Annotated in this window: 21 protein-coding genes and 5 pseudogenes; 12 read left to right on the top strand and 14 right to left on the bottom strand. The window is 69.7% G+C overall.

Translation table 11 applies throughout. From position 1 onward, the window contains the following. From ACIBTS_RS47270 to ACIBTS_RS47255, 4 genes are all read right to left on the bottom strand, one after another. Positions 1 to 2,271 (bottom strand): AAWKG family protein (locus ACIBTS_RS47270; protein ID WP_399327861.1); only part of this gene is annotated, 2,271 nt, incomplete at its 3' end. A 34-nt stretch (positions 2,272 to 2,305) separates the two neighbouring features. Continuing rightward, the gene (locus ACIBTS_RS47265; protein WP_399327859.1) at positions 2,306 to 2,749 is read right to left on the bottom strand and encodes a type VII secretion system-associated protein; all 444 of its coding nucleotides are present in this window, start codon (positions 2,747 to 2,749) and stop codon (positions 2,306 to 2,308) included. A gap of 97 nt (positions 2,750 to 2,846) precedes the next feature. Next, on the bottom strand, positions 2,847 to 3,170 hold the full coding sequence (locus ACIBTS_RS47260; RefSeq protein ID WP_399327857.1) for a WXG100 family type VII secretion target: 324 nt from the start codon (positions 3,168 to 3,170) through the stop codon (positions 2,847 to 2,849). Positions 3,171 to 3,218: 48 nt separating this feature from the next. Next, positions 3,219 to 3,458 (bottom strand): hypothetical protein, encoded by a 240-nt coding sequence (locus ACIBTS_RS47255; protein WP_399327855.1) that lies wholly within the window; start codon positions 3,456 to 3,458, stop codon positions 3,219 to 3,221. Between the two features lie 711 nt (positions 3,459 to 4,169). On the opposite strand from ACIBTS_RS47255, the gene ACIBTS_RS47250 reads away from it, so the two are divergent. After that, positions 4,170 to 5,867 (top strand): aminotransferase class V-fold PLP-dependent enzyme, encoded by a 1,698-nt coding sequence (locus ACIBTS_RS47250; protein WP_399327853.1) that lies wholly within the window; start codon positions 4,170 to 4,172, stop codon positions 5,865 to 5,867. A gap of 546 nt (positions 5,868 to 6,413) precedes the next feature. On the opposite strand, the gene ACIBTS_RS47245 is transcribed toward ACIBTS_RS47250, so the two are convergent. The 6 genes and pseudogenes from ACIBTS_RS47245 to ACIBTS_RS47220 all read right to left on the bottom strand — a co-directional run bounded on the left by ACIBTS_RS47245 (position 6,414) and on the right by ACIBTS_RS47220 (position 10,831). Further along, entirely contained in the window at positions 6,414 to 6,581 is a 168-nt protein-coding gene (locus ACIBTS_RS47245; protein ID WP_399327867.1) for a hypothetical protein, read from the bottom strand. Then, a pseudogene (locus ACIBTS_RS47240) lies at positions 6,556 to 6,898 on the bottom strand (AMP-binding protein); the annotation flags it as partial. The gene ACIBTS_RS47245 and the pseudogene ACIBTS_RS47240, both read right to left, overlap by 26 nt. A 12-nt stretch (positions 6,899 to 6,910) precedes the next feature. Next, positions 6,911 to 7,705, bottom strand: a complete 795-nt coding sequence (locus ACIBTS_RS47235) for an SDR family NAD(P)-dependent oxidoreductase (protein WP_399327851.1) — start codon at positions 7,703 to 7,705, stop codon at positions 6,911 to 6,913. Further along, positions 7,702 to 8,397, bottom strand: coding sequence for an O-methyltransferase (locus ACIBTS_RS47230; protein ID WP_399327849.1), 696 nt, complete (start codon positions 8,395 to 8,397; stop codon positions 7,702 to 7,704). The genes ACIBTS_RS47235 and ACIBTS_RS47230 overlap by 4 nt, the downstream gene beginning before the upstream one ends. Then, positions 8,394 to 9,260, bottom strand: a complete 867-nt coding sequence (locus ACIBTS_RS47225; protein ID WP_399327847.1) for a hypothetical protein — start codon at positions 9,258 to 9,260, stop codon at positions 8,394 to 8,396. The genes ACIBTS_RS47230 and ACIBTS_RS47225 overlap by 4 nt, the downstream gene beginning before the upstream one ends. Before the next feature lie 47 nt (positions 9,261 to 9,307). Beyond that, positions 9,308 to 10,831, bottom strand: a complete 1,524-nt coding sequence (locus ACIBTS_RS47220; RefSeq protein WP_399327846.1) for an aromatic amino acid ammonia-lyase — start codon at positions 10,829 to 10,831, stop codon at positions 9,308 to 9,310. 237 nt (positions 10,832 to 11,068) lie between these two features. Here ACIBTS_RS47220 and ACIBTS_RS47215 point away from each other — a divergent pair. Together ACIBTS_RS47215 and ACIBTS_RS47210 are read left to right on the top strand one after the other, a co-directional pair. Then, a pseudogene (locus ACIBTS_RS47215) lies at positions 11,069 to 11,414 on the top strand (hypothetical protein); the annotation flags it as partial. 165 nt (positions 11,415 to 11,579) lie between these two features. Next, positions 11,580 to 11,764, top strand: a pseudogene (locus ACIBTS_RS47210) (aminocyclopropane-1-carboxylate deaminase/D-cysteine desulfhydrase family protein); the annotation flags it as partial. 326 nt (positions 11,765 to 12,090) lie between these two features. Here the strand turns inward: ACIBTS_RS47210 and ACIBTS_RS47205 are convergent. After that, on the bottom strand, positions 12,091 to 14,412 hold the full coding sequence (locus ACIBTS_RS47205) for a helix-turn-helix domain-containing protein (RefSeq protein ID WP_399327844.1): 2,322 nt from the start codon (positions 14,410 to 14,412) through the stop codon (positions 12,091 to 12,093). 118 nt (positions 14,413 to 14,530) lie between these two features. Between ACIBTS_RS47205 and ACIBTS_RS47200 the strand changes: the two are divergent. Together ACIBTS_RS47200 and ACIBTS_RS47195 are read left to right on the top strand one after the other, a co-directional pair. Then, positions 14,531 to 14,953 (top strand): annotated as a pseudogene (locus tag ACIBTS_RS47200) (alpha/beta fold hydrolase); the annotation flags it as partial. 224 nt (positions 14,954 to 15,177) lie between these two features. Next, complete coding sequence (locus tag ACIBTS_RS47195) at positions 15,178 to 15,735, top strand: LuxR C-terminal-related transcriptional regulator (RefSeq protein ID WP_399327842.1); 558 nt, start codon at positions 15,178 to 15,180, stop codon at positions 15,733 to 15,735. Between the two features lie 584 nt (positions 15,736 to 16,319). Here the strand turns inward: ACIBTS_RS47195 and ACIBTS_RS47190 are convergent. Both ACIBTS_RS47190 and ACIBTS_RS47185 read right to left on the bottom strand, forming a co-directional pair. After that, positions 16,320 to 16,670 (bottom strand): hypothetical protein, encoded by a 351-nt coding sequence (locus ACIBTS_RS47190; protein ID WP_399327840.1) that lies wholly within the window; start codon positions 16,668 to 16,670, stop codon positions 16,320 to 16,322. Positions 16,671 to 16,672: 2 nt separating this feature from the next. Further along, the gene (locus tag ACIBTS_RS47185) at positions 16,673 to 17,137 is read right to left on the bottom strand and encodes a prevent-host-death protein (protein ID WP_399327838.1); all 465 of its coding nucleotides are present in this window, start codon (positions 17,135 to 17,137) and stop codon (positions 16,673 to 16,675) included. 112 nt (positions 17,138 to 17,249) lie between these two features. Here ACIBTS_RS47185 and ACIBTS_RS47180 point away from each other — a divergent pair, with 112 nt between their 5' ends. Continuing rightward, the gene (locus tag ACIBTS_RS47180) at positions 17,250 to 17,471 is read left to right on the top strand and encodes a hypothetical protein (RefSeq protein WP_399327836.1); all 222 of its coding nucleotides are present in this window, start codon (positions 17,250 to 17,252) and stop codon (positions 17,469 to 17,471) included. A gap of 485 nt (positions 17,472 to 17,956) precedes the next feature. Here ACIBTS_RS47180 and ACIBTS_RS47175 read toward each other — a convergent pair whose 3' ends face one another. Then, positions 17,957 to 19,177, bottom strand: coding sequence for an acyl-CoA dehydrogenase family protein (locus ACIBTS_RS47175; protein ID WP_399327834.1), 1,221 nt, complete (start codon positions 19,175 to 19,177; stop codon positions 17,957 to 17,959). 118 nt (positions 19,178 to 19,295) lie between these two features. On the opposite strand from ACIBTS_RS47175, the gene ACIBTS_RS47170 reads away from it, so the two are divergent. The 6 genes and pseudogenes from ACIBTS_RS47170 to ACIBTS_RS47145 all read left to right on the top strand — a co-directional run. Next, on the top strand, positions 19,296 to 20,132 hold the full coding sequence (locus tag ACIBTS_RS47170; RefSeq protein ID WP_399327832.1) for an enoyl-CoA hydratase/isomerase family protein: 837 nt from the start codon (positions 19,296 to 19,298) through the stop codon (positions 20,130 to 20,132). Positions 20,133 to 20,226: 94 nt separating this feature from the next. Continuing rightward, complete coding sequence (locus tag ACIBTS_RS47165; RefSeq protein WP_399327830.1) at positions 20,227 to 20,859, top strand: hypothetical protein; 633 nt, start codon at positions 20,227 to 20,229, stop codon at positions 20,857 to 20,859. Beyond that, the gene (locus tag ACIBTS_RS47160; protein WP_399327828.1) at positions 20,856 to 23,450 is read left to right on the top strand and encodes a putative PEP-binding protein; all 2,595 of its coding nucleotides are present in this window, start codon (positions 20,856 to 20,858) and stop codon (positions 23,448 to 23,450) included. Before ACIBTS_RS47165 ends, ACIBTS_RS47160 begins: the two co-directional genes overlap by 4 nt. Further along, a complete protein-coding gene (locus ACIBTS_RS47155; RefSeq protein ID WP_399327826.1) occupies positions 23,447 to 24,565 on the top strand; it encodes an acyl-CoA dehydrogenase family protein in 1,119 nt (372 codons plus the stop codon). The genes ACIBTS_RS47160 and ACIBTS_RS47155 overlap by 4 nt, the downstream gene beginning before the upstream one ends. Before the next feature lie 18 nt (positions 24,566 to 24,583). Then, entirely contained in the window at positions 24,584 to 25,003 is a 420-nt protein-coding gene (locus ACIBTS_RS47150) for a Zn-ribbon domain-containing OB-fold protein (protein WP_399327824.1), read from the top strand. Then, positions 25,000 to 25,523, top strand: a pseudogene (locus ACIBTS_RS47145) (thiolase family protein); the annotation flags it as partial. The gene ACIBTS_RS47150 and the pseudogene ACIBTS_RS47145, both read left to right, overlap by 4 nt.

Raw genomic sequence — 25,523 nt, 5'->3', positions numbered from 1 at the left:
GGACGGATCGACGGTCTCCTTCGTGCCGTCCGGGTAGGTCGTCGTCAGTGTGCCGTCCGCGTTCAGCTTCGTGGTGGAGCCGCTGGGCGTGGTGACCGTGCCCGATGACGGATGCGGTTGCGTGGTGGTGACGCTCCCGTCGGGGTTGATGGTCTGGACCGACCCGTCCGGGTATTTGGTGGTCAGCGAGCCGTCGGGGTTGAGGGCGGTGGTGCTGCCGTCGGGGTTGGTGAACTGATGGCCGGGGCGCAGGGAGTCGGTGTGTGTCTTGCCGTCGGGTGTGGTGGTGGAGACCGTGTGCTTGGACGGATCGACGGTCTCCTTCGTGCCGTCCGGGTAGGTCGTCGTCAGTGTGCCGTCCGCGTTCAGCTTCGTGGTGGAGCCGCTGGGCGTGGTGACTGTGCCCGGTGACGGAAATGGCTGCGGCATGGGGATGGTCCCGTCGGGGTTGACGGTGTGGACCGACCCGTCCGGGTATTTGGTGGTCAGTGAGCCGTCCGGGTTCAGCACGGTGGTGCTGCCGTCGGGATTCCTGATGCCGCCGGCGGTGTTCTTGGCCGACGGATCGGAGCTGTGCGTGGGGTTCCCGTTGCCGCCGAGGATTCCGCCCAGGTAGCCGCCGATACCCCCCTGGTTCAGGCTGCTGACGGTGTCGCCGATGCCCTTGGTGGCCCCGTTCAGGCCCTTGTTCAGGCCCTGGCCGAAGTCGTTCAGACCCTTGTTCAGGCTGCTGACGTTGTCACCGATGCCCTTGGTGGCCCCGTTCAGGCCCTTGTTCATGCCTTCGCCGAAGTCGTTCAGGTTCTTGTTCATGCCCTGGCCGAAGTCGTTCAGGCCCTTGTTCAGCTGGTTACCGAAGCCCCCCAGCCCCTTGCCCATGTTGTTGCCGAAGTCCTCCATGGCCTTGTTCATCTGTTTGCCGAAGCCGCCAAGGCTGTTGAGGGTCTTGCTGAGGGAGTCGCCCTCCTTCTCGGCCTTCTCCTTCGCGAGCCGAGCCTCCTCCTTCCTGTATGCCTCGGTCAGAGGGGTGGTGTCCCTGGTCCGCAGCGCGACGGCGACGTCCTTCGAGGTCTGCAGCCATTGATTGCCGAGACGCGACAGGGCGTTGCGGGCCGGCTTCTCGAGGTAGGCATCCTGAGTCTCCCGCCATATCCTGACGGCCCTCTCGCCCAGTCTCTTCCATGCCGAGTCATTCGTCAGGTCCCCGTAGACGGGATGGACCTGGCGGAAGGCGGCAGTACTGGAATAGGTCGAGGCTAGCTGCGAGCCCATCGGGCCGCTCCCGCCGTCGTGCTTCAGCACATGGGGGAGGTTGTTGGCGATCAGCCACGTGACCAGGTCGTCCAGCAGGCCGTTGACCACGCGGTGCGGGTCATGCCGACCGGAGTCGGCCCAGTCCTGCCACGCGTACTCCAACGTCTTCGCCTGGGCGAGCAGATTGCGCTGCGCGACCGTGACCGCGTGACCAGGTTTGGACGTGGGCAGGTAGCCGTCGACCGTGAGGTGTGCGCCCTGGTAGCCCTTGCCCCCGAGCTGGTCGGCGTAACCGTCGTAGTTCTTGTGCAGTTGTTTGACCAGCCCGCGGAAGACCCCGGCGGCCTTTCCACGCCAGGCGGACTGCTCCGAGCCCAGGGCCTTCTCCCACTGCCCCAGCGTCTCCGCCTGTTGTGCGAGGAATGCTTTCGCCCTGTCGAACGACTGCGCCGTACGGGTGAACGACAGCAGATCGACGGCGCTGCTGTCCGGCACGGACTGTCCGGCGTAGCTGAAGTCCTTGGTGCTGTACGAATCGGTGAGCGCCCCCAGCGCTCTCCTGCCTCCGAAGATGTACCGGGCCATGTCGGACGCGTCCCACTGGATTTTTTCGATGCCGGTGAAGGTGTTGTTGTCACCCCACCCGTCGCCCAGGGGGTCGTCCTCGGAGAAGAACGTGGCCCGGCCATTCGCGTCGGGGATGACGCCGATCATCACGATCCGGACCCGATGCATCTTCATGCCGTTGTGACTGCCGTCACCGCCCGAGGAGGAGTAGAAGACTATGTCGTAGTCCTCGCCCTTGCGCTGGTTTCGGCCTTGGACGCCCTGCTGCAGGCCGAGGTCGCCCTGCTGCACGGCCCTCATGTCAAGGGACTGGATGCCGTGCCGGAAAAGGGGGACACCCTCGCCGCTCTTGAGCTTCTCGAACAGCTTGCCCCGTTCGGGCATTTTGTACCCGGTGAAGCTGGAGACGGCCGTGGACCAGTAGTCGTCTTCGGAGGTGTTGTCAGCCACAGCGGGGAACTCCCGGGAGGAGGAGGGGGACGGCTCAGGATCGGGAGGTCGGACGGTCGGCCAGGTCGTTGTCGATGTTCGAGAAGGCGTCGAGCAGTTTCTCGCCCTCGATGGCGGTCAGACTGTCGCTCTGGTTCCTCAGCAGCGTGTCGATGGTCGTCTGCAGGTCGCGCTCGATGTCCTTGAACAGGGTCTGCTGTGCCGCGAAGACGTCGTCGACGGACTTGGCGGCCTTGGTCAGCCCCTCGACCAGGGTCTTGCCATGCGTCAGCTCGTCGCCGGCCATGGTGCCGATGGCGAGGACCCTGTTCTGGTTCAGCGTGTCGCCAGTGGAGACTCCCTCCACCAGACTCCTGAGCGCGGGCACGGAGGGCTTGTCCTCGCGGATCGCCTTCAGCGCATTGCTGAACTCGGCCACCTCTTCGATGAACCTGTTCAGTTCCTTGGCGTTGAGGTGCGTCAGATCGAGATCGGTCACTGTCAGTCTCCTGAGTACTCGCCCGCCGCCCGGAACGGGGGCCAGGCGGCGGGTGGTGGCGCGAACGCGGGGGATCGCTCGCGCCGGCCGGGGTGGCTCAGCGGCCGATGGTGACCTCGGACCACATCTGGGACAGGGAGTTCTCGCTGTACTTGTAGTTGGCGGAGATGTCCGTCAGCAGGCCGGCGTGCGAGGTGAGCAGCTGCTCCATGTTCCGCACGGCCTGGTCCCACGTGGCCTGCTTCTGCCGGTAGACGTCGGCGTCGGCGCCGTACCAGGTGTTCTTCAGCTCGTTGAGTTCCGCTTCCAGGTTGGCCAGGGTGGTGGCGATCGCCCTGGTCTGGCTGACCATGTCGTCCGCCGCGTTCTGCACGTGGGAGTAGGCGACGTAGATGTGTCCGTCGGTGAGGTTGTCACTCATCAGAAGTCTCGTCTCGGTCGTCGGTGCGGGGAGGGGGCGGCGCGCGGATCAGCCGTTCAGCTGCTGGAAGACCGAGTCCGAGGCGTGGGAGGCGTGGGCGATGGCCTCTCCCGCGGAGGTCTGGGTCTGCTGGTGCTGCTTCATACTCAGATCGAGCGCGTCGACCATGTCCTGGAGGTTCTTCTGGATCACGCCGCACTGCTCGTCCCACAGCCGCAGCAGCTCACCGAACTGCCCTCCGTCACTGCCCCGGTACGCCGCGGAGAGGTTGCCACGTGTGGCATCCACGTCCTGACGGCACCGCGTGACGCCGTTGCGAGCGGATTCCAGAGCCTGGATGCCGTTCCGGGTCGACTGTGCACTCGACTGCTGTCCGCCGCCTGCCATAGGACTGCTCCTGGGTTTGATGAGTCGCTGGGAGATTGGCATGAGGTTAGAGCTCAACTCGCCTGAGAGCGGTTCCAGTTGAGGAAGTTCTGAGCCATCGGTCCCTGAGGAGTTGCCCTTTCGCGCATCCGCCCTGTATCGCAAGCCCGCGCCTGACCCAGTGGCCCAGCGGGAATGGCGATCCTGGACCCCAGGGTTCAGCTCCCGGTCCAGCAGCAGGCCCCGGACGGAGTCGGGCGCTTCACGTTTCAGGCCATGACGCCAAGCGCGAGATCGGTCCGTGCACTCGGAGACCGGATGGCTGACGGCATGCCCGAACGGGACGATCACCTTCCCGTCCCGCCCTTTCCCGCTGCCGAGTGCTCAGAGGGGCCTGTGGGGTGCCTTAGCTTCACCGGTACTGAGGCTGGTGGAGCTCGCTGGTGAGCAGTTGTGCCGCTCGGGCGCATCCTTCCCGTGTCGGTGGCGGCCGACGGCACCCCCCCGAGGCACCTGCCCGCCCGGTGTCAGGAGTCAGCGTGAGCTCGCTGCACGAGAGAGCTGAGGAATCCGGCTATGCGTACACTGTCGCTCAAATTCCGAGACGTCCCGGGTGATCACTGTCCCGGGCTGGTGCCGATCCCCCCGCCGGCTCCCGAGGCCGCCGAATCCGAGCTGATACGGCGCATGCGCGCGGCGATGGCGGGAAGGACGACGGAGGTGGCGGGGCCGTACGGGCCCTGTCCTCTGGTCTATGCCGACTGGACCGCGAGCGGGCGAGCGCTCACGTTCGTCGAGGACGCCATCCGCGATGAGGTGGTTCCGTTCTACGCCAATACACACACGGAGGCGACGCTGACCGGCCGGGTCACCACGGCTCGGCGCGAGGAGGCCAGACGCCTGGTCGCAGAGGCGATCGGCGCCGACGACAGTGTCTGCATCCTGTTCTGCGGCTCGGGGGCCACCTCGGCGGTGGACCGGCTGATTACCCTACTCGGCCTGCGATTGCCCGATTCCCTCGATCAGTCCTACCGCCTCGCCCGCCACATCCCCTGCGACCAGCGCCCCGTGATATTCGTCGGCCCGTACGAGCACCACTCGAACGAGTTGCCGTGGCGCGAGACCATCGCCGAAGTGGTCGCCGTGCCGGAGGACGAGGACGGGCACATCGACCTCGCCTGTCTGGAGCGCCACTTGAAGGCGTACGCTGACCGCCCGCTGCGCATCGGGGCGTTCTCGGCGGCGAGCAACGTCACCGGGATCCTCACCGACACCGACGCCGTGTCGCGGCTGCTGCACCAACACGGCGCTCTGGCGTTCTTCGACTTCGCGGCCGCGGCTCCCTACACGGACATCCGTATGTCAGTGCCGGGAGACCCTCAGGCCGCCAAGGACGCCGTCTACTTCTCCCCCCACAAGTTCGTCGGAGGACCGGGCAGCCCCGGTGTCCTGGCCGTACGCCGCGACCTGTGCACCACCCGCATACCGGCGCTGCCGGGTGGCGGTACGGTCTGCTACGCCAGCCCGCAGGACCACCAGTACCTCACCGATCCGGTGCATCGCAACGAGGGTGGTACCCCTGCCATCGTCGAGTCGATCCGGGCCGGCCTGGCTGTGCACCTCAAGACCCTGGTCGGAACGGAGACGATACACCGCCGCGAGCAGGACTTCCTGCGCCGCGCGCTGTCCGCATGGGCCGCCGTCCCCGCACTCGAGGTCCTCGGCAACCCGCGAGCCGAGCGCTTGCCCATCGTCTCCTTTACGGTGAAAGCCCCTTGTGGCCACTACCTCCACCACAACTTCGTCGTGGCGCTCCTCAATGACCTGTTCGGCATCCAGGCCCGCGGCGGCTGCTCCTGCGCCGGACCGTATGGCCACCGGCTTCTGGGCATTGGCATGGACCGTTCCCGGCAGTTCGAGAAGGCGATCCTCGCAGGAGAAGAGGGCCTCAAGCCGGGGTGGGCACGCCTGAGCTTCCACTACGCCATCTCGGAGGCCGAGTTCGGCTATCTCGTGCAGGCCGTCCAGCTTGTGGCCGCCTTCGGGTGGACCCTGCTGCCGGACTACGCCTTCGACCTCACCACCGGACTGTGGCGACACCGGAATCAGCCGAAGGACGAGGCCCCCACGCTGCACGCCCTGGTCGAGCGCGCGCAGCCGCCTGCCCGATCCCGTATCAGCGGCGGAGAGCGAGCTCTTGCCGCCCGCCTCGACACGGTCAGCCGACTGCTGAACGAACACGGGGCGGCTCGACCGCACACGTGCTCCGCTCACCTGCCGGGCAGTGCGTTCAATGCCTTGCAGTGGTTCGAGACACCCTCGTATGCCTGAGAACCCGTCCCTACACCTCTGGTGATCTCGTACACGAGCCACGATGGAAGGTTCGGACAGGCACCGGATCCCTCTGCTCGGCCCCGAAGTCGTAGTCAGCGTGTTGTTCGTTCGGCCGCCCGGGTCCCCGAGCTCTGGGGCGGCCGTTGCGCGGTCGGCCGCCTCGGTGATCCACTCCCCGTCCCGGGGAGGCCGACCGCGCCGACGAGACCCGAAGAGACCCAGTGGAACGATCCGCACCCGGCATGCCGAGAATGCCGGGATGTCCGCCGCGGCGAAGCAGCCTGAGCTGGCATCAGATCAGACTGGTGCGTATGGCATGCGTCACCGTGTGGCTCGCCAGGCCTTCAATGAATTCAACGCCGAAGCAGTGGTTTGCATCTCCAACAAGAAACTCACCTGGCAAGTCGTCCACGGCCTGGAACGACTCGGAATCCCCGCTCACGGAACAATATGGGACTCCTGACCCCGGTGCGGGTGGGGGAGCTCCTATCGGTGGTTTGTTGACGGCGGGTCTGTGCGGGAGTAGGCCGTGTAGTGAAGGCGTCAACTACAGCCCGCGGAGCCGGAGATGACGAAGCGGCTGCCGTGGCAGCCCGCCCCCGGCCCGCTGGAAGCGTATGCCGTCTCACCGACCTCGACGTCGGTGAACGAGAAGTTCGGGTGCGCGTAGGCGAAGTTGTGGGTGTAATGGGGCGTCTCGAGGAGCTCCACGCCCGCCGCGGTCCCCGGAATCGGCGAGCTGATACGCGACCTCAGGGGGCGCAAGCCGGATGTTGAGCGGCACGAAACACCGCACCCAGCGTCCCAGCGGCGAAGAGCGTCTCCAGGTACGAGGGGTGATTGGGGCCCAGGTAGGCGACCCGGTCGCCGCGTCGGACGCCCATGGCGCACAGCACGTGAGCGAGCCTGGTGGTGCGGTCGTACAAGTCCGCATAGCTGGTGGACCTGCCATGGTGGATCAGTGCGGTTCGGTGCGGGGTCTTGCGGGCCCGGCGGGAGGGCCGTGATCCCAGTCCTTCATTGCGCATGGATTACCTCCGTCAGGTCCGTTCCCGACGAGCGGGCAGTGCGGTTTCCACGGTGACGTAGCCACCTGAGAGGGCGTCGGCCGTCCCGTCCGCAAGACGCAGCAGCATACGCCCGGCGTCCTCGTTCCGGCTGAACGCGCCGGCGTCGTGCTGCTTGTGCAGCCAGTCCTTGACCCGGTCCTCCTGGGGATCGCCGGAGTGCGGGCGCCGGAGATGGTCTCCGGTCAGTCCGATGTCGAGGAGACCGGGGTGAAAACTGAAGACAGCCACTCCGTGACTGCGCAGTTCCGGTCCGAGGTTTTCGATGAGCTTGATGGAAGCCGCTTTGGACACGGAGTAGGCGGAGCAGTGCGGCCAGCGGTCCCGGCCCGCGGCGCTGACGATGTTGATGACGCGTCCACTGCGCTGGGCCCGCATCAATGGCAGCACGGCGCGGCAGGCGCGCCAGGAGCCTTCGAAGTTGACCCGCATCGTGTGCAGCCAGTCGTCTTCGTCCACTTCCCAGGTCGGTCCTATCGGCCCGGCTGCACCGGCGTTGTTGACGAGGACATCGACGGTGCCGAAATGGCCCGCCGCCCGTTTCACCACCCGCGGCATCGTCTCCGGGACGGTCACGTCGCCGGGCAGGGCGAGTACCTGCGCGCCGCGGGTCGACAGCTCAAATGCCGCCTTCTCCAAGCTTTCCGGGTCTCGGCCCGTGAGGACCAGACGGGCGCCCGCGTCGGCGAGAACATCGGCGAAGTACCTGCCCAGACCCCTGCCGCCGCCGGTGAGCAGAACCGTGCGGCCTCGCAGCGGTGGCGTCATCCCAGACCGTCGATCTTGCGGGCGACAGTGAGGCCGTCGGCGATGGGCAGCATGACGGACTCCACGCGTGTGTCCTTCAGGACGTGGTCGTTGAAAGCGCGGATGGCCTCGGCGTTGCCGGTGGCCGCAGGATCCGCGGCCTCGCCGCCGTAGAGCACGTTGTCCGCGAGCAGCACGCCGCCGGGCCTGACCCTGGGCACCAGTTGCTCCCAGTAATCCAGGTAGCCAGGCTTGTCGGCGTCGAGGAAGACCAGGTCGATTTCCTCCTCCAGTGGCAGAGCCCGCAAGGTCTCGGCGGCTGCTCCCAACCTCAGATCGATCCGGTCGGACACTCCCGCCGCCCGCCATGCCTCTACGGCGATGGATGTCCACTCATCGGAGCGGTCGCACGTGATCACACGGCCGTCCGAGGGCAGTCCGAGAGCGAACGCGAGGGTGGAGTACCCGGTGAAGGTGCCCACCTCCACGATCCGCCGGGCGCCGATGAGACGGGTCAGCAGGGTGAGGAAGACTGCTTGCTCGTGGGGTACCTGCATCTCAAAGGGGCCGCCCAGAGCCCGGGTTCGGGCGATCAGCTCCTGCTGCACCGGGTTCGGCGGCGTGGCCCGCCCGAGCAGGTACCGGTACAGCGGCGGCGTCATGGACACGGTCTTGACGTCGTCGTGGTCCTGGTGGAGATCGGCGATGCTCATCGTGTTCCCCGCTCCTGGTGTCTCTGTGACAACATGATGAAATCGAGCAACAGCTCCGTGGTTTGGCTTTCCAACCGCTCGGCCTGGGCGGCGTGGGCGGCCTCGAAACGCGGCCTGCAGGCGTCTGGCCCGTGCAGGCCGCGTTGAGCGATGTCGCACATGACCTGGGCCGCCCGGCGGGCGGCCTGTGCGGAAAGAGCCCGTTCGCACACCGGATAACGCTGTACGCCGAAGAAGGCGTCGTAGATCTCGGCTTCCTCGGGACCGGGTGCCTTGCCGGGACCGCGGCCGGTCTCCTGCAACAGGGATACGCCGTCAGGAACGAGTTTCTCCGCAATAGCCCAGTGCACGCGCTGATTGAACCGCGCAGCCAGATCCAGGGCGCTGACGAGTTCTTGGGGGCGGATGGCGCGAGCCTGGCGTGTGAGCGCAGGGATCAGATGGTGGTCCGGGGCCCACTCACCGCTGAACGCCGGGTGGTTAGCTGCCATGTCGGCACGCACCGTGGCCGCGTACCGCTGAGCCGAACAAGACGCGGTGTAGAGGAACAGAAGTGAGTACACGTCGTAGAGCCGTGCGGCCGCGGCGACCGCGTCCTTTGCGGGTCCCGGGCGGGACACGACCCTTTTCAGCTGGTGGGCAAGCAGACGCCAGACGACGAAGGCGGCCTGATGACCGACGATCCAGCGGTAGCGGATCAGATGGTCAGCATCAGCGGGCGCCCGGAACGAGTAGGACACGCCTGCGGCTGCCAGTCGAAACCGCCGTACATCTTCCTCGACCGGCTGTCCGCAGGCAGATGCGCAGAGGTGGGCCGGCTGACCCGGCTCGGGCATCAGCAGGGGCTCGACCAATCCGCTCATGGCGGTTACAGGGACGTGGTAGCACGGAACTGTCGTGGTAGAGCCGGTCACAGGATCTCAGCCTTCGCGGCAGCCGCGTCGAGGACGTCGGCGGCGCGACGCACCTCCGCGTCCAGCGGGCGGTCGGGCTCGATCGGCGGGATCTCGGCCATGAGCGAGTCGAGCAGGTCGATGCAGGCGGGCGCGGTGGGCAGGCGCACCCCGACGTGGGCCGCCTGTCGCAGGGCGACGGCGAGTGAGCCGTGCAGCAGCCGCAACGAGTGGGCCTGGTCCAGTGCGGCCAGGGCGGCCTGCGTGCCGAAGGGTATGACGTCCTGGTTGTGCCAGTTGGTGGGAAGGCTCTGAATGGAGGCAGGGGTGGCGCTGCGACGCATGTCGGCCACGATGGCGGTCGCGGCCAACTGAACGCCCTGCACCGCGTGATCCCGGCCCGGCGTGACGGCAAGCATGGGCGGCAGGCCACCGTTGCGGTGCGGGTCGATCAGCAGGTCGAGTTGCCGTTCGGCGAGATTGCCCAGTTGTACGGCGGTCAGTGACAGCAGGTCAGAAGCGAAGGCCACCGGCTGGCCGAAGAAGTTGCCGCCGTGAGCCACCAGGTCCTGCTCCGGGAAGAACAGCGGGTTGTCGCTGACCCCGTTCAGATCGTCGCGGACGACACCCTCCGCGTAGCGCACGGCGGACGCTGCGGCGCCCACGAGCTGCGGTGTGCAGCGGATGCTGTAAGGCTCCTGCAGAGCCCGGGAGTCGACCGGGACCGTGCCCTTCAGACGCGAGCGCAGGGCGCCGGCGACCTTCACGGCGCCGGAGTGGCCGAACGCATCCAGCAAGGGCGGAGCGAGGAAGGAGGGAACACTGCCGAGAAGGTCGGTGAGCAGCGCGCTGAGCATGACACTGCCACGCAGGGAACGGTTGAGCGAGGCAACGGCCAAGCCTGCTGCGGCCGCCGTCAGCGAGGTGCCGTTGACCAGGGCCAACGCATCACGGCCGGAGAGGACGAGCGGACTGAGACCCGCACGCCGCAGTGCGATCTCGGCGGGCATGCGCTCGCCGTCGACGTAGGCGTGGCCTCGCCCACGCAACGCCTGCGCGACATACGACAACGGAACGAGATCACCGCTGGCACCGAGTGAGCCGAGCCTGGGCACCGCCGGTGTGAGGGTCGTGCGCAGGGCTGCAGTCAGCGAACTCACCACAGCTTGCGACACCCCCGAGTGGCCCTGGCACAGCGACCACAGGCGAACCATCATGGCGGCTCTCACCACAGCTGTCGGGATGTCCGGTCCCTGACCGGCCGACAGGTGGGAGAGGACGTTGTCGCACTGGTCACTCGCCTCGTTTCGGCCGTCGAAGATGACCAGGGGTCCGAATCCCGTGGTCGCCCCGTACACCGGCCGTCCGCTCCGCAGACAGGACAGCACGAATTCATTGCAGGTGGCCACCCGCTCGTACACGTCCGAACTGACGGACAACTCGACAGGTCCGGCCGCTAGTTCGAGGTGGGAAGGATCGAGAGAGACGTGGCCCACAGCCAGCCGTGGCAAAGGAAGAACTGTTGCGTGGTCACGCTGCATCAAGGGCTCCTGACAGGGCGGTTGACGGGACCAATTGCGCTGCGGGCACCCGGGAGACACCCGGATTCCCATGAGGGGAACAGGCCCTGACTTCCAGCCCCGCGCATGGGGGCTTCGCTACGACGGGAGCTTTCCATGCTCGCCAGGCGACTGACCTGCTCCAGCACATAGAGGGTGCGAACGGGCAAGCCGAAGTCCCCTAAGGGCAACATTGCCCTGCGAGCGCTACAGCCGGTTCTCTTCTCCAGAGTTGTGTAGGTAGCCACGGGCAGTGGCATCGGCCCGATCCTGCCCCACCTGCTGGCCCGGGAAGTCACCGCAGACCTCGTGTGGCCACGCGCAGTCCGAGTGAAACGTATGGCGACGCACTCGTCGACGAGATTCTCTCGGTACAACCGAACGCAATCGTCTGGGACACACACGCCGACGGCAAACCCGACATGGTGCACCTGGCTCGCCAGGCCTTCAATGAATTCGACGCCGAAGCAGTGGTTTGCATCTTCAACAAGAAACTCACCTGGCAAGTCGTCCACGCCCTGGAACGACTCGGAATCCCCGCTCACGGAGCATATGGGACTCCTGAAGAGTAGTTGTCCTGCCGGATGTGATCACCTCTTCGGGCCCTCACCCGTGCATCCCCTGGAGCGGCTCACCGCGCACCTCGGCGGTGCCGCCCCGTGGGCCAAACGGGAGGACTGCAACTCCCGCCGATCGACACGAGTGTGTCGCAGCCCTGTGCGAGGGCGTCGCCTCGGCCAAGCCCGCCGAGACACGGGCTCAGGTCACCCGGATCGCCCACCGCACGGGAGGGCTCATCGGCGTCAAGCGGGAGTTGACCGAGGCGGACGTCGAACTGGACGATCGGTACCACGCGGGCACGTACGGCATCCCGACGAGTCCACCCTGGAGGCGATGCGGCTCGCCGCCCGCACGCTGCTGCGCGACACGCCGGACTTCTCGCCCCTGGACTTCCGGCAGCGGTACACCGCGCAGGTCGGCGAGGACGGCGACACCATCCGGGGTGTCTGGGAGATGTGGCGGGACGACTCGGAAGGCTGGCAGCAGGACTTCCCCCTTTTTCTACCGGAGGATCCGCCGGTGAACCCCGGTGAGACCGTGCGCGGCATCGTCGACGCGAACCACCAGGCGACCCCGACCCCCGCGCCGCCCACGGCCGCGTCTGACGGCTTGCGCCGCCGGGAGCGACCCGCTGCTCGGCCTGCCCGGCCGCCGGGCTGGCGGATCTCAGCCGACCCCGGCTACGACCCCGCCCCCAGCCGACCGCTCACGTTGCCGGGAGCGACCTGCTGCCCGGCCTTCCCCGCTGAGCGGGTCCGGTCGATCGAAGTTGCCGTCCCGGCGGCGGATTCTCTGTCGCCTACCTCGGTGAACAGGCGGTGCGCCCGGATGTAGTGCTCGTGGGCCTCGGCGAGTTCGCCGATGTGTTCCAGGGCCGCGGCCAGGCCGGAGTGGATCCTGGCGCGGAAGCGGTCGCTGTCCTTGTAGGTGGGCGGGGGAGTGACGGCCCGGAAGGCCTGGACCGCCTCGGGCCAGCGGTGCAGGGCCGACAGGTCGTAGGCCATCTCGGTCTGGATGAGGGCCTGGGAGAGGGCGTTGAGGCCTGGTACGTCGCCGGCGGAGCCGCCGAGCAAGGAGCGGTGGATGGCCAGCGCCTCCTTGGGGCGGCCGGCCTCGCGCAGTGCGCTGGCGAGCATCCGCCGCGAGATCGCCGCGCCGGTGGTGTCGCTGATGGCCTCGAAGAGCTCCACTGCCTTTCCTGCCGACTCGGCCGCCTCCGCGGGGCGGCCCAGATTCATGCAGGCACTGGTGATGTAGCCCCATGCCCAGGCTTGGAGTGCCGTCTCGCCGGTCTCCTCCGCCAAACGCAGGGCCTGCCGGGCGAGTTCCTCACAGCGCGCGTACTCGTGGGCGCCCACCCGGTGCGCCCATGCCAGGCAGTTCAGCTGGTGCGCCTCGGCCGCGCGGTCGCCGAGGGCGGCCGCGGACCGGACGCCGTACGTGAACAGGGTCCGCCACTCGGGCCACTTCTCCCAGCGGTCGGAGAACCAGTACAGGGTGCGGGCCGTGTGCAGGATCTCCGCGTGCCGGTCCGCCGCGGACATGAGGGGCAACGCCCCAACCCAGTGGGCGCGTTCGGCTCTCAGCCACTCCTCCGCCTCCTCGGCGGACGCGGGGGTGAAGGGGGCGGGCTCGCCCGGCCACGGCTCCGGCGCGCCGGGCGCCTCGAACCAGCGGCCCGCCGCGGAGGCCGAGCGCAGGAGCCAGTCGGCCATGCGGAGCCGGACTTCCGCGACCGCCGACTCCGCCTCCTCGGCGTGCAGTTGCTCGCGGGCGAAGAGCCGTACCAGGTCGTGCAGGTCGTAGCGGCCGGGTGTCGGTTCTTCCAGCAGACCGCGGTCGACCAGCAGGTCGAGGGAGTCCTCGACCGCGAGCGGGTCGTCGTCGCCGGTCAGGAGGGCGGCCAGGTCCGGGCCGGTGTCGCGGCCGGGCAGCAGGGCGAGCCGGCGCAACAGCAGCCGGTGGGGGCCGGTGAGCTGGCCGTAGGAGAGGGCGAGGGCGCTGCGCACGGCGAGGTCGCCTGCGATCAGGCCGTTCAACCGCCTTTCCTCGTCGCCGAGTTGGTCGGCCAGACGGGACGGCGGCCAGCCCGGCCGGCTGGAGAGGCGGTTGCCGACGATCCGCAGGGCCAGCGGCAGATGCCCGCACAGCCCGGTCAGCCGGGCGATCGCCTGGGACTGGCCGCCGGTGCGCGCGGCCCCGAGGATCCGCTCCAGCAGCGCCGCCGACTCGTGGCCGCTGAGCCCGCCGAGCCTGATCCGCCGTACGCCTTCCAGACCGGCCAGCGGCCGTCTGCTGGTGACCAGCACGAAACTGCCCTCGGCGTCCGGCAGCAGCGGCCTGGTGCGTTCCTCGTCGGCCGCGTCGTCGAGGACGATCAGGGCCCGCCGGGCGCCCAGGGTGGCCCGGTAGACGGCTTCCCGCGCGACCGGGTCCACCGGGATCCGCTCGGAGGGATGGCCGAGGGCCGTCAGCAACAGGACCAACGCCTCGGCGGCGGGCAGCGGCGCGTCGCTCATGCCGTGCAGCCGCACGCTGACACAGCCGTCCGGGAAGTGCCCGGCCAGCCGCCTGGCGGCCTCCGCGGCGAGCGTCGTCTTGCCCTGCCCGCCCGGCCCGAAGAGCACCACGGCCCGGGTGCCGGCACCGTTGACGAGCGCCTCCAGATCCGCCAGCTCCTGCTCCCGGCCGGTGAAGTCGGAGACGGTGCGCAGGAGATACGGCGACGGGCTCGGGCCGCCGCGTTCCCGGCCGGCGTCGGCCAGGCGCTGGAGGCGCTCGCGCTGCTCGCCGTCCAGCGCGAGCGCGGCCGCGAGCGCGTCGACAGTACGGCGCTGCGGTCCGCGGCTGCGTCCGCGCTCCATGTCGCCGAGCGCGCGGACACTGACTCCGGACGCCCCGGACAGCTCTTCCAGGGTCATCCGGGCGGCCCGGCGCAGGGATCGCAGCATCACCCCGAAGGGAGTGCCGCCTGGGGACGTGTCGGAAGCCTGACTGGTCATCACGACCATTACAGCAAGCGCGGTCTACTTCTGCCTGGCTTTCTGCCTGGCGAGGTCCCCTCACTCGTGGTGGGCTGGACCCCGTACCCGAAGTCCCGTCCATGGAGGGGGAGCCGACATGTCGTACATCACCGTCGGCGAAGAGAACAGCGCGCCCATCGAGCTCTACTACGAGGACCACGGCACCGGACAGCCCGACGTGCTCATCCACGGCTATCCGCTCGACGGCCACTCCTGGGAGCGGCCGGTGCCCGCCCTGCTGGAGGCCGGCCAGCCGGTCATCACCTACGACCGGCGCGGCTTCGGCCGCTCCTCGCAGCCGACCAAGGGCTACGACTACGACACCTTCGCCGCCGACCTGGACAAGGTGCTGACCACGCTGGACCTGACGGACGCCGTCCTCGTCGGCTTCTCGATGGGCCCCGGTGAGGTGGGCCGCTACCTGGGCACCTACGGTTCGGGCCGGGTGGCGAAGGCCGCCTTCCCGGCGTCCCTCGAGCCCTTCCTGCTCAAGTCCGACGACAACCCGGCCGGCGTCGACGCACGGAGGGCATGGTCACCGACCCCGTCTACGAGGGGAAGTCGATGGCCGGGATGATCGACCTCGTCACACGCGGCGAGATCGAACACGACGACCGTGCTCTACGCCCACCTCGGCGGACAGCCCGCGCTGAACGCGTACAGCGCCCTGTCCTTGGGCGGAAGGCATTGAAAACAGTCCGTGTAGCCGTGTACGCCGCAGATCCGCTGACCAAGATCGGTCTGATGACGTGCTTGGAGGAGAGGCCCCAGATCACCCTGACGGCCATGGGGGAGGCCGAGACCGTGGTGGTCGCGGTCAAGGCGGTCGATTCCTCGGCGCTGGAACTGCTTCGCGGTTTACCCGCACTGGCTGGGAGTCGCTTTGTGCTGGTGGTGAGTGGCGGCTGGCACGCTGACCCGGCAGCCGTCGTTGAGCATGGGATACGGGCGGTGCTGTGGCGTGCCGAGTTGGATGCGGCAGCGCTGGTGCGGGCGGTGTGTGACGTGGTGGCAGGGCGGGCGTATCTGCCGCCGGTCGTCCAGGGCAGGCTGCTGGATCAGATGGACCGCATCCAACGCGAGGTCCTGGGCCCCAGGGGCCTGACCGCCTCCGGGCTCAGCAGCCGGGAGATCACCGTGCTGCGGCTGCTCTCGGAAGGATTCACCCTGTCGGAGATCGCCACCGAGCTGAGCTACTCCGAGCGCACCATCAAGAACATCCTCTCCGCCATCCAGATCCGCCTCGGGCTGCGCAACCGCGTACAAGTGGTGTCCTACGCCATCCGCAACGCACTCATCTGACCGGTGGCCTCGGTTTTGGCCATGCTGCTTGCTCATCGTCGGGTTGCCTTGAATCCTCCCCTCTCTGAGGCCTGCGTTCGACATAATTCGGCGGCCTGGAGGGGCGAATCCGGCCTTTGACCTGGGCGGACATGGGTGGGACCGCCTGGAGGGCGTTTCTCTAGGCGGTGGCGTTCATGCTGGTCAGCGGGGTGCGGGCTGGAGCGTGACGACCTGCTTGGGGACGGGGATCTCCAGCTTCGCGAGTAGGTCCGCCTCCACCTGGGCACCTTCACCGGCCCCACCGGAACGTTCCAGCAGGTCACCGCCCTGACCAAGCCCCAGCGAGCCCGCTGGTCTGGTCCTCCCTGAACGCGACCGAGACGGACCACTGGACCGGGATGGCACCGGCGATGCTGGTGATCGCCCTCGGCTTCGGGCAGAGACTTCCCCTCCGCGGAGTGATCGGGGAGATCGAGTCGCCCTTTCCCAAGGCCGCGCCGCCCTCGAGTGAAGCCAAAGTCCCCGGTCGCGGCAGCCACACGGCGATCATCCCCATCGGATGCGCGCTCACCGACGATGTGGTGCGACGCTGCGAAGCCCGCCTACTTCGTCTCGTTCGGGTGGCTCGTGTGCACCTGCTCCAGGAAAACCGTGCGCTCGTGGACGTAGAACCAGATGCGCGCGGTGCCCTTCGCAGTCGGTTTGTGCTGCCACCGCTCATGGGTCGCACCGCCACGCTCGATGACGCCGAGCTCACCCTTGAGCCGATAGCTCGTCGGCGTCGTGGACAGTGGCGTCCGCGTGAGGAAGTCCCAGGTCTCCGTCATGGGATTGCGGATCGTCGCGACGAGGTCGCGCCATCCCTTCTGCGCGTCGGCTGTGGCGAAGCGGATCTCGTACTCGATCTTCTTCGGAGGGTGAGGAACCAGCTCGCCCTTCCTGGCGGCCGCCACGGCTACGGACGCTCCACGGTCTCATCGTCGTCGAGCCACTCCAGACCAGCGCTGCCGCTGCTGAGCCCGGCCGCGACGGCGGTGGCCGTCTCCTTCCAGGAGGTCAGCTCTGCGATCGCGAGGTGCGGCTGGTCGGTGGAAAACGACGCGCGCGCCGCATCGACGAGGTCCTGCGCGCAGGACTCCCGGTCGGCCGGCGACAGCGCGAGCATCCAAGGGAAGGCCTTGGACATCCGCTCGGCGAGCGAGCCACGGTCGTCGAGGGTGACGGTGATGAGCTGCGCGGCAAAGTTCAGCAAGCGGGCACGACCCTCGGCCTCGCGCTGCGACATCAGGACCAGAGCCTCGCCGTCGCGCCGGGTCACCGTCGCGGGGTGGTCCTCGGCCTCGGCGAAGACCTCGGCGGAGTGCTTGCTCAGGTCCGAGGAGCGCCGAGTCGCCACGGGGAGGCCTGCTGCGATGGTCATGGATCCATAGCATTCGGAACATATTCGGAAGTCCAGTGGAGGCGGCGAAGTGCGTGCGCCGGACCCGACCTCCGGATGCGGTCCGATGTCAGATCTCAGCCTTCCTCGATGCTTGAGTCAGACCCGAACTCACAGCCGGTCGATCGTCGAGATCCTGAAGAGCGCGCCACAGACACCGCGGATGAACGCCCACGTCGAGAGGTTCATCCGCAGCGTGCGGGCCGAGTGCACCGACCGGATGCTGATCTTGGACGTCATCCCCTTCCCCGCCCAACACATCCAGCGCCACGACGTCCTCAGCGGACTCATCCACGAGTACTGCGACACAGCCTGACGAAGATCACGACAGTCTGGCGAACGCCCAGCTCAACGCATGTGCGGGACTTTTGGCACCCAACAGGCGCCTCAGCTGCCGGAGGGACAGGGGAGCTTACCCGTCCCCATCGCACACGAGGAAGTGGCGCACATGGCCTCCGCAGCATCATCATCCGCTCCTCCATCCCCCGCCAGCCTCAAGCGCATCGTCGCCGCCAGCCTCACCGGCACCACCATCGAGTGGTACGACGACTCATCCGATCGGAGCCAGGACCTGCGGATTGCCTCCCGGGCAGCCTGAAGGTCAGCACCGGACCAGCACCGGACCAGCACCGGCACCGAACCGCGCCGACTCACGGCTTCACAGTCGACGCAGTCGCGAGCAGTCGACGGCCCGTCCGGCGCACAGAACGACGCGGTATACGTCCGGGCTGCGCGGCGGGCCATCGCCTGACCCGTGGATCCCGGGCGACACGGCCCGAAACGCTTCCCACGGCGACGCCGTCATGAGCCGTCGACGGCACCGGTTCGCGGCTGTCGGTAGGGCCGCACCGCGCGGCGCGCAATGGCGAATCGGTGCGTCTCCGAAGGGCCGTCGTAGATCCGGAACGGCCGCACCTCCCTGAGCAGACGGGCCAGCGGGGCGTCGGCTGCCGAGATGCCGAGCGCTCCGCAGATCTGCACCGCCCGGTCCACCACCCGGTTCACCGCCTCCGCCACGAAGGTCTTGGACACCGAGGTCAGTTGCGAGGCGGCGGCGGAGCCGGTGTCCAGCTCCCAGGCGGTACGCAGGATCAGCGCGCGGCTCGCCTCGATGTCGATCTCGGAGTCGGCCAGCATCTGCTGGACCATGCCGAGGTCACCCAGCACCGAGCCGAACGCCGTCCGGCTGCCCGCCCGCTCCAGTGCGACGTCCTGGGCGCGGCGCGCGGCTCCCAGCCAGCGCATGCAGTGGGTCAGCCGGGCGGGACCGAGCCGGACCTGGGCGCCGTCGAAACCGCGGTCCACCGCGCCGAGCACCTGCTCCTCCCCCACCACGCACCCCTCGAAGACGATCTCGCTGTGCCCCGCGAAGAGCGACTCGTCCAGCGTCTCGATGGTCCGGACGATGCGCATGCCGGGGGTGTCGGCGTCGACCAGGAACATGGTGGCGCCGCCCGGGTCGCCGGGACTGCCGGAGGTGCGGGCCATGACGATGGCGAAGCCGGCCCCGTCGGCCCCGGTGATGAACCACTTGCGGCCGTCGATGCGCCAGCCACCGGGGACCCGGGTCGCGGTGGTCCGCAAGGAGCGGGGATCGGCACCCGCCCCGGGCGCCGGTTCGGTCATGGCGAAGCAGGATCGTGTCTCGCCCGCGGCGAGCGGCCGCAGGTACTTCTGCTTCTGCTCTTCGGTGGCCACCTTCTCCAGCAGGTGCATGTTGCCCTCGTCCGGGGCCGCGCAGTTCAGCGCCAGTGGTCCGAGCAGCGAGTAGCCCGCCACTTCGAACACCACGGCCTGTCCGCGCAGGTCGAGCCCGTGCCCGCCCCACTGCCTCGGCACATGAGGAGCGAAGACACCCGCCTCACGCGCACCTTTCTGCAGGGCTTCCCGCAGGGCCTCGGGAGCGTCGTGCACGGACCCGCCGCACTCACGCTCGGCCGGGATCACCACCTCACGTACGAACTCGGCGGTGGACGCGGCGAGTTGGGCTACAGGCGGATCTACATCGAACTGGATGGGCACGGGACCTCCCGCCGACAGGCGTACGGGCATCGGCGCCCGTCGCGTCCTAGAAACTGTACAGCGTCTTTAGTATCTTGCCGGGAGGCACCCGGTGACGGGAAGACGACAGGAGAAAGCCATGAGCCTCCCCGCGAGCGCCGAGCCGGTCCGGATCGTGCGCCACCCCGACGATGTCGTCGAGGTGAGACTGGACGATCCCGGGCGGGGCAACGCCCTGGACCTCAGAACCGCGGAGGCGCTGCGGGACACGACCGCCGAGCTGGCGGCGGACCCAGGTGGTGCGGTCCTGCTGCGGGCGGCGGGCGGCAGCTTCTGTGTGGGCGGTGACCTGCGCGCCTTCGCCGGTCGCGGAGCCGAGACCGGCGCTTATGTGCACGCCGTGGCGACCGCCGCGCACGCCGCGGTACAGGCTCTGCACGACCTGCCGGTGCCCCTCGTGACCGCCGTGCGCGGCGCGGCCGCGGGCGGCGGGATCGGTCTCGCCCTCGTGGGTGACATCGTCCTGGCGGCACGGTCCGCGCGCTTCCGGCTGGCGTACACGGCGATCGGGCTCACGCCGGACTGCGGGGCCTCGTGGTTCCTGCCGCGCCTGGCGGGTCCCCGCCTGGCGGCGGACCTGATCCTCACCAATCGGGTCCTGACCGGCGACGACGCCGAGCGGTTGGGCCTGGTCTCCCGCTCCGTGGACGACGGGCAACTGGACGACGCGGCCCACCGGACCGCCGCCGCTCTGGCCGCCGGGGCCGGTGGCGCGCTGCGCGCCGCGAAGGGTCTGCTGCGCGCCGACGCCGGCGAAGAGCTGCGCCGTCACCTCGCCGAAGAGGCGCGGCTGATCGCCTCCCTGGCGGACGGCGGGGAGGCACAGGACCGCATGGTGTCGTTCCTCGCCGCCCGGGGCCGCTCGAAGGCGGGTGACAGCGGGACCGGGGCCAGGGAACCCGAAAGCGTTTCTTGAATCCCTCTTCACTAACACCCCGCCCGGAGCGTAACCTCCGGGCAACACAGAACCGAGGAACCGGTCACCACTGAACCGGGGAAAAGGTGTGGCGATGCAATCTGCTGCCGTGGACCTTCCGGACGCTCCCGACGAGAGCCTCACCGAAGCCGTCGTCGACCTCGTTCTGCGTGGCATGTGGCGCGGCCGGCCCGAGTCCGAGCACCGCCCCCTGGTCGACGCGGGGCTGGCGATGGTGAAGGGGCCGGTGGTGCTGCCGACCGAGCGTGCCAAGGCCGCCGCCTCGCGGATCCTGCGGGTTGCCGCGGGCTCCGAGCAGGAGGAGCGGATCACCGCGGCGTACGAGGCGTTCCTGCCGGTCAACCGGAAGATCCGCGACGTGTGCACGGCCTGGCAGTGCCGCCCGGACGGCACCGCCAACGACCACTCCGACAGCGGCTACGACGCCGGGGTGCGCGAGTCGCTGGAAGACGTGCACGAGGCCATCCAGCCCGTGCTGCGCCGGCTGGAGCGGGTGCTCGCGGGCAGCGGGCGGTACCTGACAGCCCTGGAGGAGGCCCTCGACCGCTTCGACGAAGGCGCGCTCGAGTGGCTCGCCTCGCCGCTGTGCGACTCGTACCACACCGTGTGGATGCGGCTGCACCAGGAACTGCTGCTGGTGCTCGGCATCAGCCGGGCCCAGGACGAGGCCCGCGAAGAAGAGCTGGTCACAAGGAGCCGAGGTTGAGCGTCACCGACCGCGAGGCGGGCCCGCTCGCACAGTCCGAGGCCTCTCGCACACCCTCCGAGACCCCCGGCCGGAGCCTGGTGCCCTACGGGCAGGGTCGGATCCGGGGCCTCGACGCCGCTGAACTGGGCGCGCACGGCGCGGCGATGGACCGGCTGGTGGCCCTCGGCCTGCCGGTCGTGCCGGGCCTCACCGTGCCCGCCGGCGCCTCCGCGTCGCTGTGCGAACACGACACCGCGAGATCCGCCGTCGATCTGGTCGAACAGCTCTCGGGACGGCGGATCGGCGACCCGACCCGGCCGCTGCTGCTGCGCCTGTCGGCGAGCGCGCCGACCGAGATCGCCGGGCTGCCGCCCGACCTTGCATGTCTCGGCGTGACGCCCGGCAATGCGGGCGACCTGTGCGCCGTCATCGGTCGCGCGGAGGCACTGCACGAGGTGTGGGCCGCCACCGTGCGGATGATCGCCGAGTACGCCCTCGACGTCCCGGGTGCCGTGCTCGACGACGCCCTCCTCGACACACCCGAGCCGCGGGCACAGGTCGAAGCACTGCTGGCGCTGGTGGCGCAGCACGGTTCCGGGCCCTTCCCCGACGACCCGGCGCAGCAGCTCGCACTGGCCGCCCGCGCCCTTCTCGGCCGATGGGACTCGCCGCGCGCGAGAAGGTCCCGCCGGGCCCAGCGCCTGCCCGCCGATCTCGCCGTCGCCCTGCACGTGCAGGCACTGCGCATCGGCCCTGCGGACCACTCGGGCTACGGCACGGCGGTCAGCCGCCACCCCGAGACCGGGCGCCTCTCCCCGCACGGCTCCTTCTTCCGTGGGGTGCGTCGCAGCGCCCCGCCGCCCCACACCGCTGAACCCCTGGAGCGGCTCGCGGGGGGAACCGCCCTGCTGGAGCACTCCCTGCTCACCCTGGAACGCCATCTGCACGCGCCGGTGTCCGTCGACTTCGAGGTACGCGACGACGAGATCTCCCTGCTCGCCGCCTCGGCGCAACTGCGCCCGCCGCTTCGGGCGTCGGTGTGTCTGGCCGCGGACCTGGCCCGGGACGGGGCGCTCGGCCGTGAGGAGGCCGTACGGCGGATCACCCCCGCGCAGGTCCAGGAACTGCTGCACCCCCAGCTTCGGTTGACCGGCGCGGAGGATCTCCTGGTGAAGGGGCTGCCCGCATCGCCGGGGGCGGCGAGCGGAGCGGTCGTGCTGTCCAGTGAACGTGCCCTCGAACTGGCCGCGGACGGTGCTCGGGTCGTGCTCGTGGCTGCCGAGACGACCCCGGCGGACGTCCCCGGGATGCTGGCCTCCGTCGCCGTGCTGACCGGCAGCGGCGGCATCGCCTCGCATGCCGCCGTGGTGGCACGGGGCGCCGGCAAGCCCGCGGTGTGCGGCGCCGAGGGGCTGCGCGTGGACCCGGCCGCCGGGACGGTGCGGATCGGGGACCGGGTGCTGCGCGAGGGCGACCCCGTCTCTCTGGACGGCCGCACCGGCGCCGTCTACGCGGGGACGCTGAGCGTCAGTGTCGCCGGACCGCCGCCCGAACTGTCCACCTTGCTGGAGTGGGCGGACGGCGCGCGCCGGCTGGGCGTTCGGGTCAACGCCGACACGGCCGCCGAGGTGGAGACCGCCCTCGCCCTGGGCGCGGAGGGTGTCGGCCTGTGCCGTACAGAACACCAGTTCCTCGGCGAGCGGCTGCCGCTGATCCGCCGGGTGCTCCTGGCCGCCGACCCGACCGCCCGCGACGAGGCGCTGCTGGCGCTGGAGCACGCCCAGCACGAGGACTTCCGCGCGCTACTGGCGGCGGTCGGGAACCGCCCGGTGACCGTGCGGCTGCTGGACGCCCCGCTGCACGAGTTCCTGCCCGCCCCCGGGCAGGCCCTGGACGCCGCCGAGGAGCAGCGGGCCGCCGCGCTGCGCGAGGCGAACCCGATGCTCGGGCTGCGCGGGGTGCGGCTGGCGCTGCTGCACGAGCGCCTCTACCCGGCACAGGCCGAGGCGCTGTTCACCGCCTGGGCCGAGGTCGCCGCCACCGGCGTCCGCCCGGAGCTGGAGGTGATGATCCCGCTGGTCAGCCTGCCGGAGGAACTGGCCGCCGCGGCCGCGTACGTACGCAGTGCCGCCGACGCGGTCGCCGCCCGCACCGGAGTGGAAGTCCCGTACCGGCTCGGCACCATGATCGAGACTCCGCGGGCCGCGCTGCTGGCCGGCGAACTCGCTGGGCACGCCGAGTTCTTCTCCTTCGGCACCAACGACCTCACCCAGCTCACCTACGGGTTCTCCCGGGACGACGTCGAGCGCCAGGTGCTCGCCAACTACCAGGAGCGCGGGTTCCTGACCGCCAGCCCGTTCGCGCGGCTCGACCCGCACGGGGTGGGCGTCCTGGTCCGTCTTGCGGCCGAGCGGGCACGGGAGGTGCGGCCCGGCATCAAGCTGGGCGTGTGCGGTGAGCACGGCGGGGACCCCGAGTCGATCGCCTTCTGCGACGACCTCGGTCTCGACTATGTCTCGTGTTCCGCGCACCGCGTGCCGGTGGCCCGGATGGCGGCAGCACACAGTGCCCTGCGGGAGCGGCGCGACGACAGCGGGAGCACACGATGACGAGCACCGTGACCGACGGCACGGCCCTGTCGGACACCGAGCTGGAGGACCTGCGCGAGACCGTTCGGTCGGTGTGCGCGGACGCCGGCGGCACCGCCGCGGTACGCAGGCTGTCCGAGGAGGCCCCCGGCGTCGACGCCGAGTTGTGGGACGCCCTCGGCCGGCAGGTCGGCCTCGCGGCCCTCGGTCTGCCCGAGTCCGCCGGCGGCATCGGCGGGCTCGCCGAGATCGCCGCCGTCTGCGAGGAGTTGGGCAGGACACTGGCACCGGTGCCCCTGCTGTCCTCCACCGTGCTGGCCGGCCAGGTGCTGACCGGCTGCGGCACCGCCGACAGGGCACTGGCCGAATTGGCCGAGGGCACGGTGCACGCCCTGGCGGTGGCGGCCCCCGACGGGACGTGGCGGTCCGACGCCGTGCCGGTGGCCGTCTCCTGGCAGGGCAGCGTGCCGCTGCTCGACGGCACCGCGCCGTTCGTCCTCGACGGCGCCGACGCCGAAACGCTGGTGGTGGCCGCGGCGGGCGCCAACGGCGTGGACCTCTACCTCGTAGACCCGCGCGAGCCGGGGGTCGCGGTGCGCCGGGTGCCGACCCTGGACCTAAGCCGGGGCCAGGCGGTGGTCGCCTTCTCCGGTGCCCGGGCCCGGGCACTGACCGCCGGAGGCGAGGGGGCGGACGTCGTCTCCCGCGCACTGGACGTGGCCCTGGTGGCTCTGGCCGCCGAGCAACTGGGCGGAGCGCAGGCCGCGTTGGACATGACGGTGGCCCATGTGCGCGCCCGTACTCAGTTCGGCAGGGCGATCGGCGGCTTCCAGGCGGTCAAGCACGCCTGCGCCGACATGCTGCTCCAGGTCGAGGCCGCGCGGTCGGCCGTGGTGCGCGCGGTCCTGGCGGACGGCTCGCCCCGGGCGCTTGCCGAGGCGGCAGCGGTGGCACAGGCGTGGTGCGGCGAGGCGTTCGTCTCCGTCGCCGCCGAGTGCGTCCAACTGCACGGCGGCATGGGCTTCACCTGGGAGCACGACGCACACCTGTACTTCCGGCGCGCCCAGTCCGACGCGGTCCTGCTGGGCGGCGCCGCACACCATCGGGAACGGCTGGCCGGGCTGCTGGGCTGGTGACGTGGAAGGCGGAACGGCATGACCACCAGACTCATCGACGAGGTGTTGTTCGACGGAGGGAATCCACCGCGTCTCGCGGGCGCGCGCTGCTCCGGGTGCGCCACCGTGGTCTTCCCCCGGCAGGACTCGTGCCCCAAGTGTTCGCACGGGGCCATGTCCGCGCATGTGCTGCCGGTGAGCGGGCGGGTGTGGTCGTGGACGCTCCAGGCGTTCGCGCCGAAGCCGCCGTACCGCCCGCCGTCCGGAGGCCACCGGCCCTACCACGTCGGCTATGTGGACCTCGGTGAGGTGCTGGTCGAAGCGCGTCTCGCGGTGCCCCGCACGGAGATCCGGATCGGTCTGCCGGTCCGGCTCACCCTGGTGCCCGCGTACCAGGACGAGGACGGAACCGAGGTAGTCACCTTCGCGTTCCGCCCGGAACAGGACGGGGAGCGATGAGCCGGTCCGACGACGTGTACGTGGTCGGATGCGGGATGCATCCCTTCGGCCGCGACGAGAGCGTCACCGGCATGGACATGGCCGAGCGTGCGATACGCGAGGCGCTGGCCGACGCCGGTGTCGGCTGGGAGGACATCGGCTACGCGGCCGGCGGCTCCGACGTGTCCGGCAAGCCCGACACGCTGGTGGGCCGGCTGGGCCTGACCGGCGTGCCCTTCGTCAACGTGCAGAACGGCTGCGCGACCGGCGCCTCCACCGTGCTCGCGGTGGCCAGCGCGCTGCGCGCGGGCGAGGCCTCGCTCGGACTGGCGGTCGGGTTCGACAAGCACGAGCGGGGCGCGTTCCACGTCTCCGCGGCGCGCTACGGTCTGGGCGACTGGTACGCCGAGACCGGCATGATGCTCACGACCCAGTTCTTCGCGCTGAAGACCCAGCGGTACCTGTACGAGCACGGGATCTCGGAGCGGGCGCTGGCGATGGTCGCCGCGCGGGCCTTCCGCAACGGCTCGCACCACCCCCT

The sequence above is a fragment of the Streptomyces sp. NPDC050121 genome (genome assembly GCF_044460385.1).
In the GTDB taxonomy this organism is placed as follows: domain Bacteria; phylum Actinomycetota; class Actinomycetes; order Streptomycetales; family Streptomycetaceae; genus Streptomyces; species Streptomyces soliscabiei.
Note: the sequence above shows the minus strand (reverse complement) of the source record. Positions and strands in the feature narration are given on the sequence as shown.